At 70.8% G+C, this 15,505-nt stretch carries 16 protein-coding genes; 9 read left to right on the top strand and 7 right to left on the bottom strand.

All coding sequences use genetic code 11. From position 1 onward, the window contains the following. Positions 1–189 precede the first annotated feature (189 nt). From cobJ to cobC, 4 genes are all read left to right on the top strand, one after another. Positions 190–1,878, top strand: a complete 1,689-nt coding sequence (cobJ, locus tag AQJ91_RS02835; RefSeq protein ID WP_067015709.1) for a precorrin-3B C(17)-methyltransferase — start codon at positions 190–192, stop codon at positions 1,876–1,878. 184 nt (positions 1,879–2,062) lie between these two features. Further along, positions 2,063–2,671, top strand: a complete 609-nt coding sequence (locus AQJ91_RS02830) for a precorrin-8X methylmutase (protein ID WP_067015706.1) — start codon at positions 2,063–2,065, stop codon at positions 2,669–2,671. After that, positions 2,668–3,594, top strand: a complete 927-nt coding sequence (locus tag AQJ91_RS02825; RefSeq protein ID WP_067015703.1) for a sirohydrochlorin chelatase — start codon at positions 2,668–2,670, stop codon at positions 3,592–3,594. Before AQJ91_RS02830 ends, AQJ91_RS02825 begins: the two co-directional genes overlap by 4 nt. Then, positions 3,584–4,669, top strand: coding sequence for an Rv2231c family histidinol phosphate aminotransferase CobC (gene cobC, locus AQJ91_RS02820; RefSeq protein ID WP_234381783.1), 1,086 nt, complete (start codon positions 3,584–3,586; stop codon positions 4,667–4,669). Before AQJ91_RS02825 ends, cobC begins: the two co-directional genes overlap by 11 nt. Positions 4,670–4,839: 170 nt before the next feature. On the opposite strand, the gene AQJ91_RS02815 is transcribed toward cobC, so the two are convergent. The 6 genes from AQJ91_RS02815 to AQJ91_RS02790 all read right to left on the bottom strand — a co-directional run bounded on the left by AQJ91_RS02815 (position 4,840) and on the right by AQJ91_RS02790 (position 10,441). Next, positions 4,840–5,775, bottom strand: coding sequence for an SCO1860 family LAETG-anchored protein (locus tag AQJ91_RS02815; protein WP_067015697.1), 936 nt, complete (start codon positions 5,773–5,775; stop codon positions 4,840–4,842). Between the two features lie 185 nt (positions 5,776–5,960). Continuing rightward, complete coding sequence (locus tag AQJ91_RS02810; protein WP_067015694.1) at positions 5,961–7,052, bottom strand: amidohydrolase family protein; 1,092 nt, start codon at positions 7,050–7,052, stop codon at positions 5,961–5,963. 28 nt (positions 7,053–7,080) lie between these two features. Beyond that, entirely contained in the window at positions 7,081–7,872 is a 792-nt protein-coding gene (locus AQJ91_RS02805) for a PIG-L deacetylase family protein (RefSeq protein ID WP_067015690.1), read from the bottom strand. Between the two features lie 90 nt (positions 7,873–7,962). Then, positions 7,963–8,754 carry an amino acid ABC transporter ATP-binding protein gene (locus AQJ91_RS02800; RefSeq protein WP_067015687.1) on the bottom strand — a complete coding sequence of 264 codons (792 nt, stop codon included), beginning with the start codon at positions 8,752–8,754 and terminating at the stop codon, positions 7,963–7,965. Further along, positions 8,751–9,584 (bottom strand): amino acid ABC transporter permease, encoded by an 834-nt coding sequence (locus tag AQJ91_RS02795; protein WP_067015683.1) that lies wholly within the window; start codon positions 9,582–9,584, stop codon positions 8,751–8,753. Before AQJ91_RS02795 ends, AQJ91_RS02800 begins: the two co-directional genes overlap by 4 nt. A 5-nt stretch (positions 9,585–9,589) precedes the next feature. Further along, positions 9,590–10,441 carry a transporter substrate-binding domain-containing protein gene (locus AQJ91_RS02790; RefSeq protein WP_067015679.1) on the bottom strand — a complete coding sequence of 284 codons (852 nt, stop codon included), beginning with the start codon at positions 10,439–10,441 and terminating at the stop codon, positions 9,590–9,592. 139 nt (positions 10,442–10,580) lie between these two features. Between AQJ91_RS02790 and AQJ91_RS02785 the strand changes: the two genes are divergently transcribed. The 5 genes from AQJ91_RS02785 (at position 10,581) to thpD (ending at position 14,576) form a co-directional block, all read left to right on the top strand. After that, positions 10,581–11,108, top strand: coding sequence for a DinB family protein (locus AQJ91_RS02785; RefSeq protein WP_067015676.1), 528 nt, complete (start codon positions 10,581–10,583; stop codon positions 11,106–11,108). A gap of 306 nt (positions 11,109–11,414) precedes the next feature. After that, on the top strand, positions 11,415–11,933 hold the full coding sequence (ectA, locus tag AQJ91_RS02780) for a diaminobutyrate acetyltransferase (RefSeq protein WP_067015673.1): 519 nt from the start codon (positions 11,415–11,417) through the stop codon (positions 11,931–11,933). A gap of 33 nt (positions 11,934–11,966) precedes the next feature. Next, entirely contained in the window at positions 11,967–13,238 is a 1,272-nt protein-coding gene (gene ectB / locus AQJ91_RS02775) for a diaminobutyrate--2-oxoglutarate transaminase (RefSeq protein ID WP_067015671.1), read from the top strand. Between the two features lie 38 nt (positions 13,239–13,276). Next, positions 13,277–13,681 (top strand): ectoine synthase, encoded by a 405-nt coding sequence (locus tag AQJ91_RS02770; RefSeq protein ID WP_067015668.1) that lies wholly within the window; start codon positions 13,277–13,279, stop codon positions 13,679–13,681. A 7-nt stretch (positions 13,682–13,688) separates the two neighbouring features. Next, positions 13,689–14,576 (top strand): ectoine hydroxylase, encoded by an 888-nt coding sequence (gene thpD / locus AQJ91_RS02765; RefSeq protein WP_067015665.1) that lies wholly within the window; start codon positions 13,689–13,691, stop codon positions 14,574–14,576. A gap of 38 nt (positions 14,577–14,614) precedes the next feature. Here thpD and AQJ91_RS02760 read toward each other — a convergent pair. Next, the coding region (locus tag AQJ91_RS02760) for a maleylpyruvate isomerase family mycothiol-dependent enzyme (protein WP_107122319.1) at positions 14,615–15,505 on the bottom strand (891 nt) is incomplete at its 5' end.

The following is a 15,505-nucleotide window of genomic DNA, read 5'->3' as shown; positions in this document are numbered from 1 at the left end:
CCCTCGCGAACGGGGGAGATTCCTGGCTCTCGCTGCTCGTCGGCTCAGCGAACCGTCGAGTCTGACGCGATCAGCACCAGTCGGGTTGAAACCAGCCCGGGTTATTAAGTTTTGGGAGGTTACTGCTGTGCTGGCTTGGTTCTCGCTCAGCGATCCGCGACCCTACCAGCCATCGTTGGGGGGCACTCGGTGATCGGCTTGATTTCCGCCACGGCGGCGGGATCCGCTGCGCGGGACCGGCTGGCCGCGGTGTGGCCGGACCGGGTGCGTGTGTATGACGGGCCCGTGGGGGACGCCGTGCGGCGGGCGTTCGCCGAGTGTGAGCAGCTCGTGTGTTTTCTGGCCACGGGAGCGGTCGTACGGCTGATCGCGCCGCTGCTGGGGGACAAGGCGTCCGATCCGGGGGTGGTGTGCGTCGACGAGGGTGGGCGGTTCGCCGTCTCGCTGGTGGGCGGGCATGGCGGGGGTGCCAATGAACTCGCCCGTGAGGTGGGTGAGTTGCTGGGGGCCGCGCCGGTGGTGACCACGGCTACGGATGCGGTGGGGGTGCCTGGGCTGGACACGCTCGGGTTCCCTGTGGAGGGTGATGTCGCCTCGGTGTCACGGGCTGTGCTCGACGGTGAACCTGTGGAGCTGGACCTGGAGCTGAGCTGGCCGCTGCCTGCGCTGCCGTCGAACGTGGGGCGCCCGGCGTCGGACCGTATCCGGCTCACCGACCGTGCCGTCGAGCCCGCCGGGCGCGAGGTCCTCCTTCGGCCTCCGTCCCTCGTCGTCGGCGTAGGCGCCTCCAAGAACGCCCCGGTCGAGGAGGTACTCGGCCTCATCGAAAGCGCCCTCCACGACGCCGGCCTCTCCGTCAAGTCCCTCGCCGAGCTCGCCACCGTCGACGCCAAGGCCGGCGAACCCGGCATCGTGGCGGCCGCCGAGCGCCTCGGCGTGCCCCTTGTCACCTACTCCGCCGAGGAGTTGACCGGCGTCGACGTGCCGAACCCCTCCGACGCGCCGCTCGCCGCCGTGGGCACCCCCTCCGTCGCCGAGGCCGCCGCCCTCCTACGCGGGGGCGAACTCCTCGTACCCAAGCGGAAGTCGGCCGCACAGCCCGCGATGGCGACCTGTGCCGTCGTACGGCGTCCCGCGCGCGGGCGGCTCGCGGTGGTCGGACTCGGGCCGGGTGCCCGGGATCTCCTCACCCCCCGCGCGAAGGCGGAGCTGCGGCGTGCCTCCGTGCTCGTCGGGCTCGACCAGTACGTCGATCAGATCCGCGATCTGCTGCGGCCGGGCACCCGGCTCCTGGAGTCGGGGCTCGGGGCCGAGGAGGAGCGGGCGCGTACGGCCGTGGCGGAGGCCCGGAAGGGGCAGGCCGTGGTGCTGATCGGCAGTGGGGACGCGGGCGTGTACGCCATGGCCTCCCCCGCGCTCGCCGAGGCCTCCGACGACATCGACGTGATCGGCGTGCCCGGGGTGACCGCCGCGCTCGCCGCCGCCGCGATCCTCGGTGCGCCGCTCGGGCACGACCACGTGTCCATCAGCCTCTCCGACCTGCACACGCCCTGGGAGGTCATCGAGCGGCGGGTGCGGGCCGCGGCCGAGGCGGACATCGTCGTGACGTTCTACAACCCGCGCAGCCGGGGCCGGGACTGGCAGCTGCCCAAGGCGCTCGCGATCCTCGCCGGGCACCGGGAGCCGACGACGCCGGTCGGTGTCGTACGGAACGCGTCGCGGGCGGACGAGTCCAGCCGGCTCACGACACTGGGCGGCCTGGACCCGGCGACGGTCGACATGATGACGGTCGTGACGGTGGGCAACACGGCCACCCGGCAGATCGCGGGGCGCATGGTGACGCCCCGCGGCTACCGCTGGCAGGAGGAACCGAATTGAACCCTCCTCCTCGCGAACGAGGAGGATTCCTGGCTCACACTGCTCGGCCGCTCAGCGAACGATCGAGACTTACGCGATCAACACCAGCCGGGTTGGAACCAGCCCGGTTTCCCCAAAGATTGGAGGCTGCTGTGCTGGCTTGGTTCTCGCTCAGCACGCGGCGACGCTACCACCGGGAGGCCCGGTGAACCGCGTGATTCACCCGATCGAGCAGGAGTCCTTCCGCCGGCTGCGCACCCGCCTGGACACCTCGCATTTCCCGCCGCTGACCCGTGCGGTGGTGGAGCGGGTCATCCACTCCGCCGCCGACCTCGACTACGCCACCGATCTCGTCATGGACGAGGGCGCGCTGGAGAAGGCGTACGCCGCGCTGCACGCCGGGGCGCCCGTCGTCGTGGACGTCGAGATGGTGGCGGCAGGGATCACCCGGCGGGAGACCGTCTGCCGGCTGAAGGACGCCGAGGCCGGGCCGGGGCTGACCCGTTCGGCGCACGCGATCCGGCTCGCCTACGAGCAGGTCGGTCCGGGCGCCCTCTGGGTGATCGGCAACGCGCCGACCGCCCTGGAGGAGCTGCTGACCCTGGACGTCTCGCCCGCGCTCGTGATCGGGCTGCCCGTCGGTTTCGTCGGGGCGGCCGAGTCCAAGGCCGCGTTGCGGGAGAGCGGGCTGCCCGCCGTGAGCAACGTGTCCGAGAAGGGCGGTTCGGCGGTCGCCGCGGCCGCGCTCAACGCCCTGCTGTACCACCCCACTTCGTACGCCGAAGCCGCTGAACACTCCGAGGAGAAATCGTGACCACCCCGCCGCCCGCCCTGCTCATCGCCGGCCATGGCACCCGGGACGATGCCGGGGCCGAGGCGTTCCGCGACTTCGTCCGGGAGCTGGGGCGCCGCCACCCCGAACTGCCCGTCGCGGGCGGCTTCATCGAGCTGTCCCCGCCGCCGCTGGGCGATGCCGTGACCGAGCTGGTGGAGCGGGGCGTACGGCGGTTCGCCGCGGTGCCGCTGATGCTGGTGTCCGCCGGGCACGCGAAGGGCGACATCCCGGCGGCGCTGGCCCGCGAGAAGGAGCGGCACCCCGCGATCACGTACACGTACGGCCGTCCGCTGGGCCCGCACCCCGCGCTGCTGTCCGTCCTCGAGCGGCGGCTGGACGAGGCGCTCGGCGGTACGGCACGCACGCCCGAGGACCGGGCCGATGTGACCGTGCTGCTGGTCGGGCGCGGGTCGACCGACCCGGACGCCAACGCCGAGGTGCACAAGGCGGCGCGGCTGCTGTGGGAGGGGCGCGGGTACGCCGGTGTGGAGACGGCGTTCGTGTCACTGGCGGCGCCGGACGTACCGAGCGGGCTCGACCGGTGCGTGAAGCTGGGGGCGCGGCGGATCGTCGTCCTGCCGTACTTCCTGTTCACCGGCATCCTCCCGGACCGGGTCCGGCAGCAGACCGAGGGCTGGGCGGCCGCGCACCCGGAGGTCGAGGTGCGGTCGGCGGACGTCATCGGGCCGGAGCCGGAGCTGCTGGACCTGGTGATGGAGCGGTACGAGGAGGCCCTGAAGGGCGATCTGCGGATGAACTGCGACTCGTGTGTGTACCGCATCGCGCTGCCCGGCTTCGAGGACAAGGTGGGGATGCCGCAGCAGCCGCACTTCCACCCCGACGACGACGGCCACCATCACCACGGACACCACCACCATGGCGCCCACTCCCATGCGCACTGAGGGACCCGACCTGCGGCACCACGGGGACGCCGAGGTGCGGGACGACGGCGCGGTCCTCGTCGACCTCGCCGTGAACGTCCGCGCCGACACGCCCCCGGCGTGGCTGCGTGAGCGCATCGCCGGGTCGCTCGGCGGGCTGGCCGCCTATCCGGACGGGCGGGCCGCGCGGGCGGCGGTGGCGGCGCGGCACGGGCTGCCGGTGGAGCGGGTGCTGCTCACGGCCGGGGCCGCGGAGGCCTTCGTGCTGCTCGCGCGTGCCCTGAAGGTGCGTCAGCCGGTCGTCGTGCATCCGCAGTTCACGGAGCCGGAGGCGGCGCTGCGGGACGCCGGGCACACCGTGGACCGGGTGCTGCTGCGGGAGGCGGACGGCTTCCGGCTGGACCCGGCGGCCGTCCCCGAGGACGCCGACCTGGTGGTGATCGGCAACCCGACCAACCCGACGTCGGTCCTGCACCCGGCCGCCTCGATCGCCGAACTGGCCCGTCCTGGGCGGACGTTGGTGGTGGACGAGGCGTTCATGGACGCGGTGCCGGGCGAGCGGGAGGCACTGGCCGGGCGGACGGACATCCCCGGCCTGGTGGTGCTGCGCAGCCTGACGAAGACCTGGGGGCTGGCCGGGCTGCGGATCGGCTATGTCCTGGCCGACCCGGAGACGATCACGGAACTGGAGCGCGCCCAGCCCCTGTGGCCGGTCTCCACTCCCGCACTCGCCGCCGCGGAGGCCTGTGTGTCCCCTCAGGCGCTGGCGGAGGCCGCGCACGCGGCTCACCGTATCGCCGCGGACCGGGCCCATCTCGTCGCGGGGCTGGCCGAGTTCGCCTCGGACGGACTCCGGGTCGCCGAGCCCGCCGAGGGTCCCTTCGTCCTCGTACGACTGCCGGGGGCGGCTGCTGTACGGCGGCATCTGCGGGACCTGGGGTTCGCCGTGCGGCGCGGGGACACGTTCCCGGGGCTGGGCGAGGAGTGGCTGCGGCTGGCGGTGCGGGACCGGGCGACGGTCAACTCGTTCCTGCAGGCGCTGGACCGGGCGGTGACGCTGGCGCACCATGCGAGGGGCGGGCCGGCAGCACGCTGACGGCGGCCACCCACAGCTCCGACAGCAGGAAGGCGAAGAAGCCGCCCCAGGGGACGAAGACCAGGACGCCGAGGACGACAGCGGCCCAGCTCAGCCGGCGGGGCCAGGGACTGGCGACGGCACGGACCGTGGCCAGTCCCGCGGCGCGACGTGTCCGGCGCCGGAGGCGGTCAGCTGCGTCGCCGTGCCAGCGCCACCGCTCCCCCGCCGGCGACGAGCAGGGCGAGCGCGCCGCCCGCGATGTACGGCGTCGTCGAGCTGCCGCCGGTCTCGGCGAGCCCCGACTCGGCGGGTGCGCCCTGCGCCTCGCCCTGCGCCTGTACGTCACCGGCCGGGTCCGGGCCCGGTGCGGTGGACGACGGGGTGGCCGACGACGCCTCCGGGGCCGGCGGGGCCTCGCAGGTCGCCTTCGCCAGGGTCAGGGTGCCGGTCACCTCGGCGACGTTCAGCTTCAACGGGTTGACGGAGACCTCGAGTTCGAGGGCGGTCGCGGCCGCCGTGCTCGAGGTGGTCTCCTTCTTGGACAGGTCGAGGCGGACCTCGCCGATGCCGGGCACCTGGACGTCCGTCGGTCCGTCGGCGGTCACCGTGACCTTCTTGCCGAGGACCGTCACCGCCCCGAGCAGGTTCGACGAGGCGACCGGCGTCTTCCCGGCCTCGCAGGTCGCCTTCGAGGTGACCGTGCCGACCTCGATGAGCGAGAGGAGCGGCAGGCCGGGGACATGCACCTTGGCGTGGGCGAGGTCGGTGCGGCCCTCGGCCTTCGTGTCGGTGACCGTCGCCTTCGCGGAGGCCACCTCGGCGTCCAGGACGCTGAACTGCTGTCCGCCGTCCACCCCGTTCAACCGGGCGGTCAGCGTGGTCCGTTCGGCGCTCTGCGGGGCCTGGACCTCGTTGAGGGAGACCGCGAGCGGGACGTTCACGGTCTTGTTGAGCAGGGAGACGTCGAGCCCGGTGCGCAGGACGACGGCGCTCGCACGGCCCTGGTCGGGGGTTGCGTGCGCGGAGCCCGCGCCGGCCAGGGCCACGGGACCGGCGGCCAGGGCCGTCGCCGTCGCCACAGTGGCGAAACGGCGTGCGGGAATACGGAAGTTGGAGCCGTTCAAGGTGGGGGACCCCCAGAGAGGACAATCTTGGGACCTCGAAAGGATGTCGTACTGCCGCTCGTTCGACAGCGATCCGACGGGGGTTCACACGATCGTGGCGCATCCGTGCAGACTTTCGAGCGATCGTTCACATTCCGGAACTCGCCCTTCCCCTTCGACATGCCATGGACACGCCCTTGAAGGGCCTAGCCGGCGACCCGCCCGTTCACCACTACCCGCCGTGGGGCCCCCAGTACACGTATGTCCGTGCGAGGATCCTGCTCGTACACGACCAGGTCCGCCGCCGCGCCCTCCTCCAGACCGGGCCGCCCCAGCCACTTCCGGGCACCCCATGTCGTCGCCGAGAGCGCCTCCACGGCCGGGATCCCGGCCGTGACCAGTTCCGCGACCTCGGCCGCCACCAGACCGTGCGGGAGGTGACCACCCGCGTCCGTGCCGACGTACACCGGGATGCCGGCGTCGTAGGCGCTGCGGACCGTGTCGTAGCGGCGTTCGTAGAGGCTGCGCATATGGGCCGACCAGCGGGGGTACCTGTTCTCGCCGCCCGCCGCGAGCTGGGGGAACGTCGCGATGTTGACCAGGGTCGGGACGATCGCGACGCCGCGCGAGGCGAACAGCGGGATCAGGTCCTCGGTCAGGCCCGTCGCGTGTTCGATGCAGTCGATGCCGGACTCCACCAGGTCGCGCAGGGAGGACTCGGCGAAGCAGTGAGCCGTGACGCGGGCGCCGAGGCGGTGGGCCTCCGCGATCGCCGCCTCGACGGCCTCGCGCGGCCAGCAGGCCGTCAGGTCGCCCACCTCGCGGTCGATCCAGTCGCCGACCAGCTTCACCCAGCCGTCGCCGCGCCGGGCCTCCTGGGCGACGTACGCGACCAGGTCGTCCGGCTCGATCTCGTGGGCGTAGTCCCGGATGTAGCGGCGGGTGCGGGCGATGTGCCGGCCCGCGCGGATGATCTTCGGCAGGTCCGCGCGGTCGTCGGTCCAGCGGGTGTCCGACGGGGAGCCGGCGTCGCGGATCAGCAGGGTGCCCGCCTCGCGGTCGGCCAGCGCCTGCTTCTCGGCGACGTCCGCGTCCACCGGGCCGTGCGGGCCGAGGCCGACATGGCAGTGGGCGTCGACGAGGCCGGGCAGGGCCCAGCCCTTGACGGTACGGACGTCGCGGGCGGCCACGGGACGGTCGTAGGAGACCCGGCCGTCGACCACCCACAGCTCGTCGCGTACGTCGTCGGGACCCACCAGGACCCGGCCCTTCACCTGCAGCACCGTGCGATCGCTCATGGACGGCACCTTAGTCAGCGTCCCGGCGTCACTGTTCCCAGGGCGGCGGTCCCTCGAAGGCGAGCATGTGCACGTCGAAGAGGACCGCGGCCTCGACGCCGAGGGCGGGCCCGCCCTGCCGGGCCGTCCAGGTCAGGAACGCGCGGGGGTCGAAGGTCTGGGCCCCGAGACCCTTGGTGTACTCGGCGTGGGCGGCGAGTGAGGCGATGCCCCGTTCCAGCGGCTCGCCGGAGACGTCCACGGCGTGGGTGGGCCGCTCGGCGCCGGCGACGCACACGCAGCGGACGCCGCCCCAGGGTTCGAGGCCCTCGTCGGCGAGTTCGGGGAAGATCCACCGGTTCCCGGCGTCCCGTGCCGCGTCGAGCGCGGCGAGGCCGACCACGCGGTGATCGGCCTGGTTGGTGACGCCCGCGACCATGCGCACGGTGTACGCCCCCGACACCACGATCTCGGGCCGGTGGCGGCGGATCGCCCGCACGATGTCGCGGCGCAGGGCCGGTCCGTACTCGATCGTTCCGTCCGGGTGGTCGAGGAACTCCACCGTGTCCACGCCGACTTCGCGTGCCCCGGCGCGTTCCTCGGCCTCGCGCAGCGGGCCCGCCACGTCCGGGTGCAGCCCGTCGATGCCCGCCTCGCCGCGCGTGGCCAGCAGGTACGCGACCTGCTTGCCCTGGGCGGTCCACCGGGCCACGACGGACGCCGTGCCGTACTCGATGTCGTCCGGGTGCGCCGCCACGGCCAGACAGCGTTCCCAGTCCTCCGGCAGCGGAGGCAGCGCGGTGCCGGCGCCGAAGCCGCCCGCGTCGTCGAGACTCGTCATGCCGTGAATGATGACGGTTCCGACGCCATGGGCGACAGAGGCACGTATGTCCGATTCCGAACGCGGATCAGTCGCTGTTCCGGAGGCGGCTCAGTCCTTGCCGCCCACCTGGTCCGACGTCTCCTCCTCCACGTCCGCCATCGCGGGGTCGAGGAGGCGGGAGAGGAAGTGGCGGGTGCGTTCGTGGCGGGGGTTGCCGATGACCTGGGCGGGGGTGCCGTCCTCGACGATCACTCCGCCGTCCATGAAGACGACCCGGTCGGCGACCTCGCGGGCGAAGGTCATCTCGTGGGTGACCACCATCATCGTCATGCCCTCGTTGGCGAGCATGCGCATGACCGCGAGGACGTCCCCGACCAGCTCCGGGTCCAGCGCCGACGTCGGCTCGTCGAACAGCATCACCTCGGGGCCCATGGCGAGGGCCCGGGCGATCGCGACGCGCTGCTGCTGGCCGCCGGAGAGGGACGACGGGTAGGCCGTCGCCTTCTCGGACAGGCCGACCCGTTCCAGGTTCTCGGCGGCGGCCTTCGCGGCGGCCGCCTTGTCGCGCCCGAGCACCCTGCGCTGCGGCAGCGTGAGGTTCTCGGTCACCGTGAGGTGCGGGAAGAGGTTGAACTGCTGGAAGACCATGCCGATACGGCGGCGTACGGCGTCGATGTCGACGTCCGGGTCCGTGAGTTCGGTGCCGCCGACGAAGACCTGGCCCTTCGTCGGCTCCTCCAGCAGGTTCACGCAGCGCAACAGCGTCGACTTGCCCGAGCCGGACGGGCCGATGACGCAGACGACCTCGCCCTGGCCGATGTCCAGGTCGATGCCGCGCAGCACCTCGTTGGCGCCGAAGGACTTGTACAGGTCCCTGACCCGAATCTCCGGTCGGCTCATTTCACGGCCTCCTGAGCCTTGGCCTCCATGCGGCGCACGACGAAGCCGAGCGGGATCGTGATCAGCAGGTAGCACAGGCCGGCGACCAGGATCGGCGTGGAGTTGGCGGTCGTACTGGCCAGGTCGCGGCCGTACTTGGACAGTTCGCGCTCCTCCAGGGTGACGCCGAGGAACAGCACCAGCGAGGAGTCCTTGAAGAGCAGGACCAGTTCGTTGGTGAGCGGCGGGAGGATGATCCGGAACGCCTGCGGGATGATGATCGAGACCATGGCCCGGCCGGGCGAGAAGCCGAGCGAACGGGCCGCCTCCATCTGCCCCTTGGGCACCGCCTGGATGCCCGCGCGGATCGTCTCCGCCATGTACGCGGCCGCCACCAGGCCGAGCGCCAGGGCCACCTTGCCGTAGGTGCCGCCGGGGATCTCCGTGCCCGGGAAGGCCAGCGGGACGGCGACGCCGATGAAGATGAAGATCAGCAGAGCGGGCAGGCCGCGGAAGATCTCGATGTAGACACCGGCGAGCCAGCGGTACGGGCCCACCGAGGACAGCCGCATCAGCGCGATGACCATGCCGAGCCCCAGCCCGACGGCGAAGCCGGACAGGGTGTACAGCACGGTGTTCTTCAGCGCCAGCGAGATGATCTCGGGGAACATCTGCTCGGCGATGTCCTTCTGCGCGAACTGGTTCCGCAGCCGGTCCCAGTCGGCCGCGAGCGCGAAGGCGGTCACGGCCGCGACGAAGACGACATACTGGGCGCCGCGCGACAGGCGGCGCTTCTGACGCCGGGTCAGTCCCTTTTTCTTCGGCTGGAGTTGTACGTCCGTATCGGTCATGAGGGTCAGGAGGCAGCCGGGGAGGCGGACGCCGCGGGCTCGTCATAGGGACCGATCCACTGCTCGTACAGCTTCTTGTACGTGCCGTCCGACTTCGCGTCCGCGAGCGCCTTGTTGATGGCGGCGACGAGCTTGCTGTTGCCCTTCTTCACCGTGAAACCGTACTGCTCACCGGTGTTGATGTTGTCGGCGACCTCGAACGCGTCGGCGTTGGCCTTGGTCTTCAGCCAGCCCTGGACGACCGGGTAGTCGATGACGACGGCGTCGACCTGGCCGGTGCGCAGCCCGTTGAGGACGGCGTCGGAGGACTCGAAGGAGACCGGGTCGAGGCCCTGGCTCTTCGCGTAGTCCTCGCCGGTGGTCTGCGCCTGGGCGCCGACCTTCTTGCCCTTGAGGTCCGCGAAGGAGCCGATGCCGCTCTTCTTGTCGGCCAGGACGGCCTGGGTGGCCTCGAAGTACGGGGCCGAGAAGTCGACGTTCTTCTTGCGCTCGTCGGTGATGGTCATGCCGGCCGCGGCGAGGTCGCACTGGCCGGCGTTGAGGGACCCGCCGGTCTTGAAGTTCTCGAAGGGCTGGTCGACGATCTCCTGCTGGACACCGAGGTCCTCGGCGACCAGGTCGATCAGCGAGACGTCGAAGCCCTGGACCTTGCCGTCGATCTCCGACTGGAAGGGCGGGTACGGCAGGTGCGTGCAGGTGGTGAGCCGGCCCGCCTTGACGAGCTCGACGCCGCCGGCGGCGGTCTTCGTACCGCTCGCGCCGCCGTCGTCCGAGGAGCAGCCGGCCACGAACACCAGGCCGGCCGTCGCGGTGGTGGCGGCCAGGACGCGGGTCCGGCGCCCGAGGATCGTCTTCACGGGAAGCCTCCAATGAGGGAACTATGGGTTCCGATTATAAGGAGAAGTTTGAGGCTCTCAAATCAAACCCATGGTTACGGGGCCGCCCGACCTAAGAAGTCGACAGTCGGAGGGGGTCCCCCCGTGCCATGCTCCCCGCATGACTCCCCACACACCCATGACCCTCCCCGACGGCCGCCCCATCCCCCTCATGACCGGCGCCGAACTCCCCATGCTGGAGAGCTGGCTCGCCTTCCACCGCGCCACACTGGAGCTGAAGTGCGCGGGACTGGACGACACCCAGGTACGCCGTACCTCCGCCGACCCGTCCCGGCTCACGCTGCTCGGACTGGTGCAGCACCTCACCGAGGTGGAGCGGAACTGGTTCCAGCGCGTGATCGGCGGGCTGGACGTGCCGCCGGTGTACGGGAAGGGGAACGGATACGTCCTCGACGCCGAGCGCGGGCTCGACGAGGCGCTCGACGTGTGGCGTCGGGAGATCGCCCGGGGGCAGGAGCTGTGCGCCGGGCGGTCGCTGGACGACGTCGGACGGATGGTCGACGAGCCGTTCGCCGGTCTCGAGGTCAGCCTGCGCTGGGTGCTCATCCACATGATCGAGGAGTATGCCCGGCACAACGGTCACGCGGACATCCTGCGGGAGCGGGTCGACGGAGTGACGGGCGCCTGAATTAAATGTAATTCCGGAATTCTTTATCAAGGCAGCTCCCCGTTTTCTTCTGCCCGCTTTCCCCGGACCTAAACACAAAGATTTGACGAACACGGACCGGTGTAATTCGGGCAGGTCTCGTGAGGGTTACACAGGTGTGACGCGTTCCACATCGCGGGTGGTTTGCGCCTTTTATGGGGCACAAACCACCGCATATCGGCACCTCCTCATGCGCCTACTCGCGCCCGCGTGATAACACAGGTGCCACCCGTTCGTAACCCCACCCGTCCATGCAATTTCGAATTTCCCTGGGTAAATTCAATTCGCATGACTGCCGCACAAGCAGACCTGCTCATCGACCGCCCGTCGGTGGCGGACGGGGCCGCGCTCTGGCGTATCGCCAAGGACTCCGGAAACCTCGACCTGAACTCCTCGTACAGCTATCTGCTGTGGTGCCGGGACTTCGCCGGCACCTCCGCCGTGGCGCGTGGCGCGGACGGGGAGCCGGTCGGCTTCGTCACCGGGTACGTACGGCCGGAGCGGCCGCACACCCTGCTCGTCTGGCAGGTGGCGGTCGACGCGGCGTACCGGGGACACGGCCTCGCCGCCGCGCTGCTGGACGGACTGACCTCGCGCGTCGGCGCCGAGCGCGGGCTGAGCAGCGTCGAGACCACGATCACGCCGGGCAACACGGCCTCCGAGCGGCTGTTCATCTCGTACGCCGCCCGGCACGGCGCCGCCGTGGAGCGGGAGGTCCTGTTCGACACGGGGCTGTTCCCGGACGGCCCGCACGACCCCGAAGTCCTGTACCGCATCGGTCCCCTTTCCCTCACTCCCTCTGCCTGACCCCCCACGCAACGCAACGAGGAGCGATTCGTCGTGACCATCACCCAGCCCGACCTCAGTGTCTTCGAGACCCTCGAGTCCGAGGTGCGCAGCTACTGCCGCGGCTGGCCCACCGTCTTCGACCGTGCGCGCGGCAGCCGCATGTACGACGAGGACGGCCACGAGTACCTCGACTTCTTCGCCGGAGCGGGCTCGCTCAACTACGGGCACAACAACCCCGTCCTCAAACGGGCGTTGATCGACTATCTGGAGCGCGACGGCGTCACGCACGGGCTCGACATGTCGACCTCCGCCAAGCGCGCCTTCCTGGAGTCCTTCCAGAACCTGGTGCTGCGCCCGCGTGACCTGCCGTACAAGGTCATGTTCCCGGGGCCGACCGGCACCAACGCCGTGGAGTCGGCTCTCAAGCTGGCGCGGAAGGTGAAGGGGCGCGAGGCGATCGTGTCGTTCACCAACGCCTTCCACGGGATGTCGCTGGGTTCCCTGGCCGTGACCGGGAACGCCTTCAAGCGGGCCGGTGCGGGCATCCCGCTCGTGCACGGGACGCCGATGCCGTTCGACAACTACTTCGACGGCAAGGTCCCGGACTTCCTGTGGTTCGAGCGGCTGCTCGAGGACCAGGGCTCCGGGCTCAACAAGCCCGCCGCCGTGATCGTGGAGACCGTCCAGGGTGAGGGCGGCATCAACGTCGCGCGCCCGGAGTGGCTGCGCGCGCTCGCCGAGCTGTGCGAGCGCCAGGACATGCTGCTCATCGTCGACGACATCCAGATGGGCTGCGGGCGTACGGGTGCCTTCTTCTCGTTCGAGGAGGCGGGCATCACCCCGGACATCGTCACCGTGTCCAAGTCGATCAGCGGCTACGGACTGCCCATGTCACTGTGCCTGTTCAAGCCCGAGCTGGACATCTGGGAGCCGGGCGAGCACAACGGCACGTTCCGCGGCAACAACCCCGCCTTCGTCACGGCCACCGCCGCGCTGGAGGCGTACTGGGCGGACGGCTCCGTGATGGAGAAGCAGACCCGCGCCCGCGGCGAGCAGGTCGAGCAGTCCTTCATCTCCATCACCGAGGAGAACGTCGCCGACGTGAAGGAGTACCGGGGCCGCGGGCTCGTGTGGGGCATGGAGTTCCACGACAAGGAGCGGGCCGGGCGGATCGCCAAGCGCGCCTTCGAACTCGGCCTGCTCGTCGAGACGTCGGGCCCGGAGGGCGAGGTCGTGAAGCTGCTGCCGGCACTCACCATCACGCCCGAGGAACTGGACGCGGGGCTGAGCATCCTCGCCCGCGCCGTCCGCGAAACCGCCTGACCGCATCAGCACATCCACCAAGGAGGCATCGCAGCACCGTGATCGTCCGTTCGTTCAAGGACATCGAAGGCACCGACCGGCATGTGAAGGCGGCGTCCGGCACCTGGGAGAGCAAACGGATCGTGCTCGCGAAGGAGAAGGTCGGCTTCTCCCTTCACGAGACGATCCTGTACGCGGGTACGGAGACATCGATGTGGTACGCGAACCACATCGAGGCCGTCATCTGCGTCGAGGGAGAGGCCGAACTCACCGACGACGAGACCGGGCAGAAGTACACGATCACGCCCGGGACCATGTACCTGCTCGACGGCCACGAGCGGCACACGATGCGGATCAAGGAGGACTTCCGCTGCATCTGCGTCTTCAACCCGCCCGTGACCGGCCGCGAGGACCACGACGAGAACGGCGTCTACCCACTGCTCACCGAGCCCGAGGAGGTGTGACAACCCCATGACCACTGTCACCGATCTGTACCCCAGCCGCGGCGCCACCGAGGAGTCGGTCCCGCGCCGGGACCCCGTCGTCTGGTCCGCACCCGGCGCGCCCGGCCCGATCCCCGTCGGCGGCCTGGAGTCGTTCGAGCGGGACGGCTTCCTCGCCATCGACCAGCTGATCACCGAGGACGAGGTGGCCGTCTACCGGCAGGAGCTGGAGCGGCTCGTCACCGACCCGGCGATCCGGCAGGACGAGCGGTCGGTCATCGAGCCGAAGTCCAAGGAGATCCGGTCGGTCTTCGAAGTGCACCGGATCAGCGAGGTGTTCGCGCGTCTCGTGCGTGACGAGCGGGTCGTCGGGCGGGCCCGGCAGATCCTCGGCTCGGACGTGTACGTCCACCAGTCACGGATCAACGTCAAGCCCGGTTTCGGGGCCAGCGGCTTCTACTGGCACTCCGACTTCGAGACCTGGCACGCCGAGGACGGTCTGCCCAACATGCGCACGGTGTCCGTCTCGATCGCGCTGACCGAGAACTACGACACCAACGGCGGGCTCATGATCATGCCGGGCTCGCACCGTACGTTCCTGGGATGCGCGGGGGCCACCCCGAAGGACAACTACAAGCAGTCCCTCCAGATGCAGGACGCGGGCACGCCGTCGGACGAGGCGCTGACCGCCATGGCGAGCGAGTACGGCATCAAGCTCTTCACGGGCCGGGCCGGTTCGGCGACCTGGTTCGACTGCAACTGTATGCACGGGTCGGGCGACAACATCACGCCGTTCCCGCGCAGCAACGTGTTCATCGTGTTCAACAGCGTGGAGAACAAGGCCGTAGAGCCGTTCGCGGCGCCGGTACGACGTCCGGAGTTCATCGGAGCGAGGGACTTCACTCCGGTGAAGTGAGCCGACCGCTCCGGAGCGGGCGGCGTCACAGGCGGCGGCTACAACCACGCCAGTGACGCCGCCCGCTCCAGCACGTTCCGTACGGCCGCGTCGTCGCCGGTCGCCCCGCGCGGCACCGCGTCCGGTGCGTACCGTCCGCCGACCAACAGGCAGAAGTCCAGGGGCTCCAGGGTGAGTTCGCCCCGTACGGGCTCGTCCTCGGAGCCCAGCACCCATTCCTCGCCGCCGGTGACCGCGAACAGCACCGGCGGCGCGGTGGGTCCGAGGGCCAGGCCGAGGATCCGGACGGCGAGGCGGACCAGCTGCCAGAGGTGCCGTTCGGGCGGTGGCGGCACCGTGAGCCCCAGGGCGCGGCCGATGTCGTCGGTATGGATCCAGGCCTCGAAGGCACGCACCACGAAGTGGTCGGCGATGGGCAGCCGCAGCCCCATCAACGTCACGGCGCGGGCGGCGAGTTCGGGATCGTGTGCCTCGGGTGTGGCGAGCAGCGCGGCCGCCTGCGCGGACCAGTCGGCGACGGTCTCCTCGGGCGTACGGCCGTGCTCGTGGGCGATGACGTCGGCGGTGCGCCGGTTCCAGGCGTCCTCCCACCGCGTACCGTCCTCGATCCTGGAGGGCGGCACCCGCGCGTCGACACCGAGCCGTCCGGCCAGATGCTCGTCGGCGGCGAGGAGATGCGCGACGGTCGCGTGCACGTCCCAGTCGTGCACGACCGGTGTGGTCCACCGGCCGTCGATCTCGGGCAGCAGCGCCTTGAGCCCGGCGACGGCGGCGGCGTAGGGGGCGGCGTGGGCGGCCACCGGAGGCACGGCGGGGCGGCCTCGCAGGGCGAAGGACAGCACGTCGCCGACTGAACGGTCAAAGGCGCCAGGCCGGACCGGCCGCCTCTCTGCCACGCCCTCGCCCGCATGCACGGGGCCGCCGGGCCC

The organism is Streptomyces dysideae (assembly GCF_001514305.1).
GTDB classification, from domain to species: domain Bacteria; phylum Actinomycetota; class Actinomycetes; order Streptomycetales; family Streptomycetaceae; genus Streptomyces; species Streptomyces dysideae.
The sequence above is the reverse complement of the archived record's forward strand: the minus strand, read 5'-3'. Positions and strand labels throughout refer to the sequence as shown.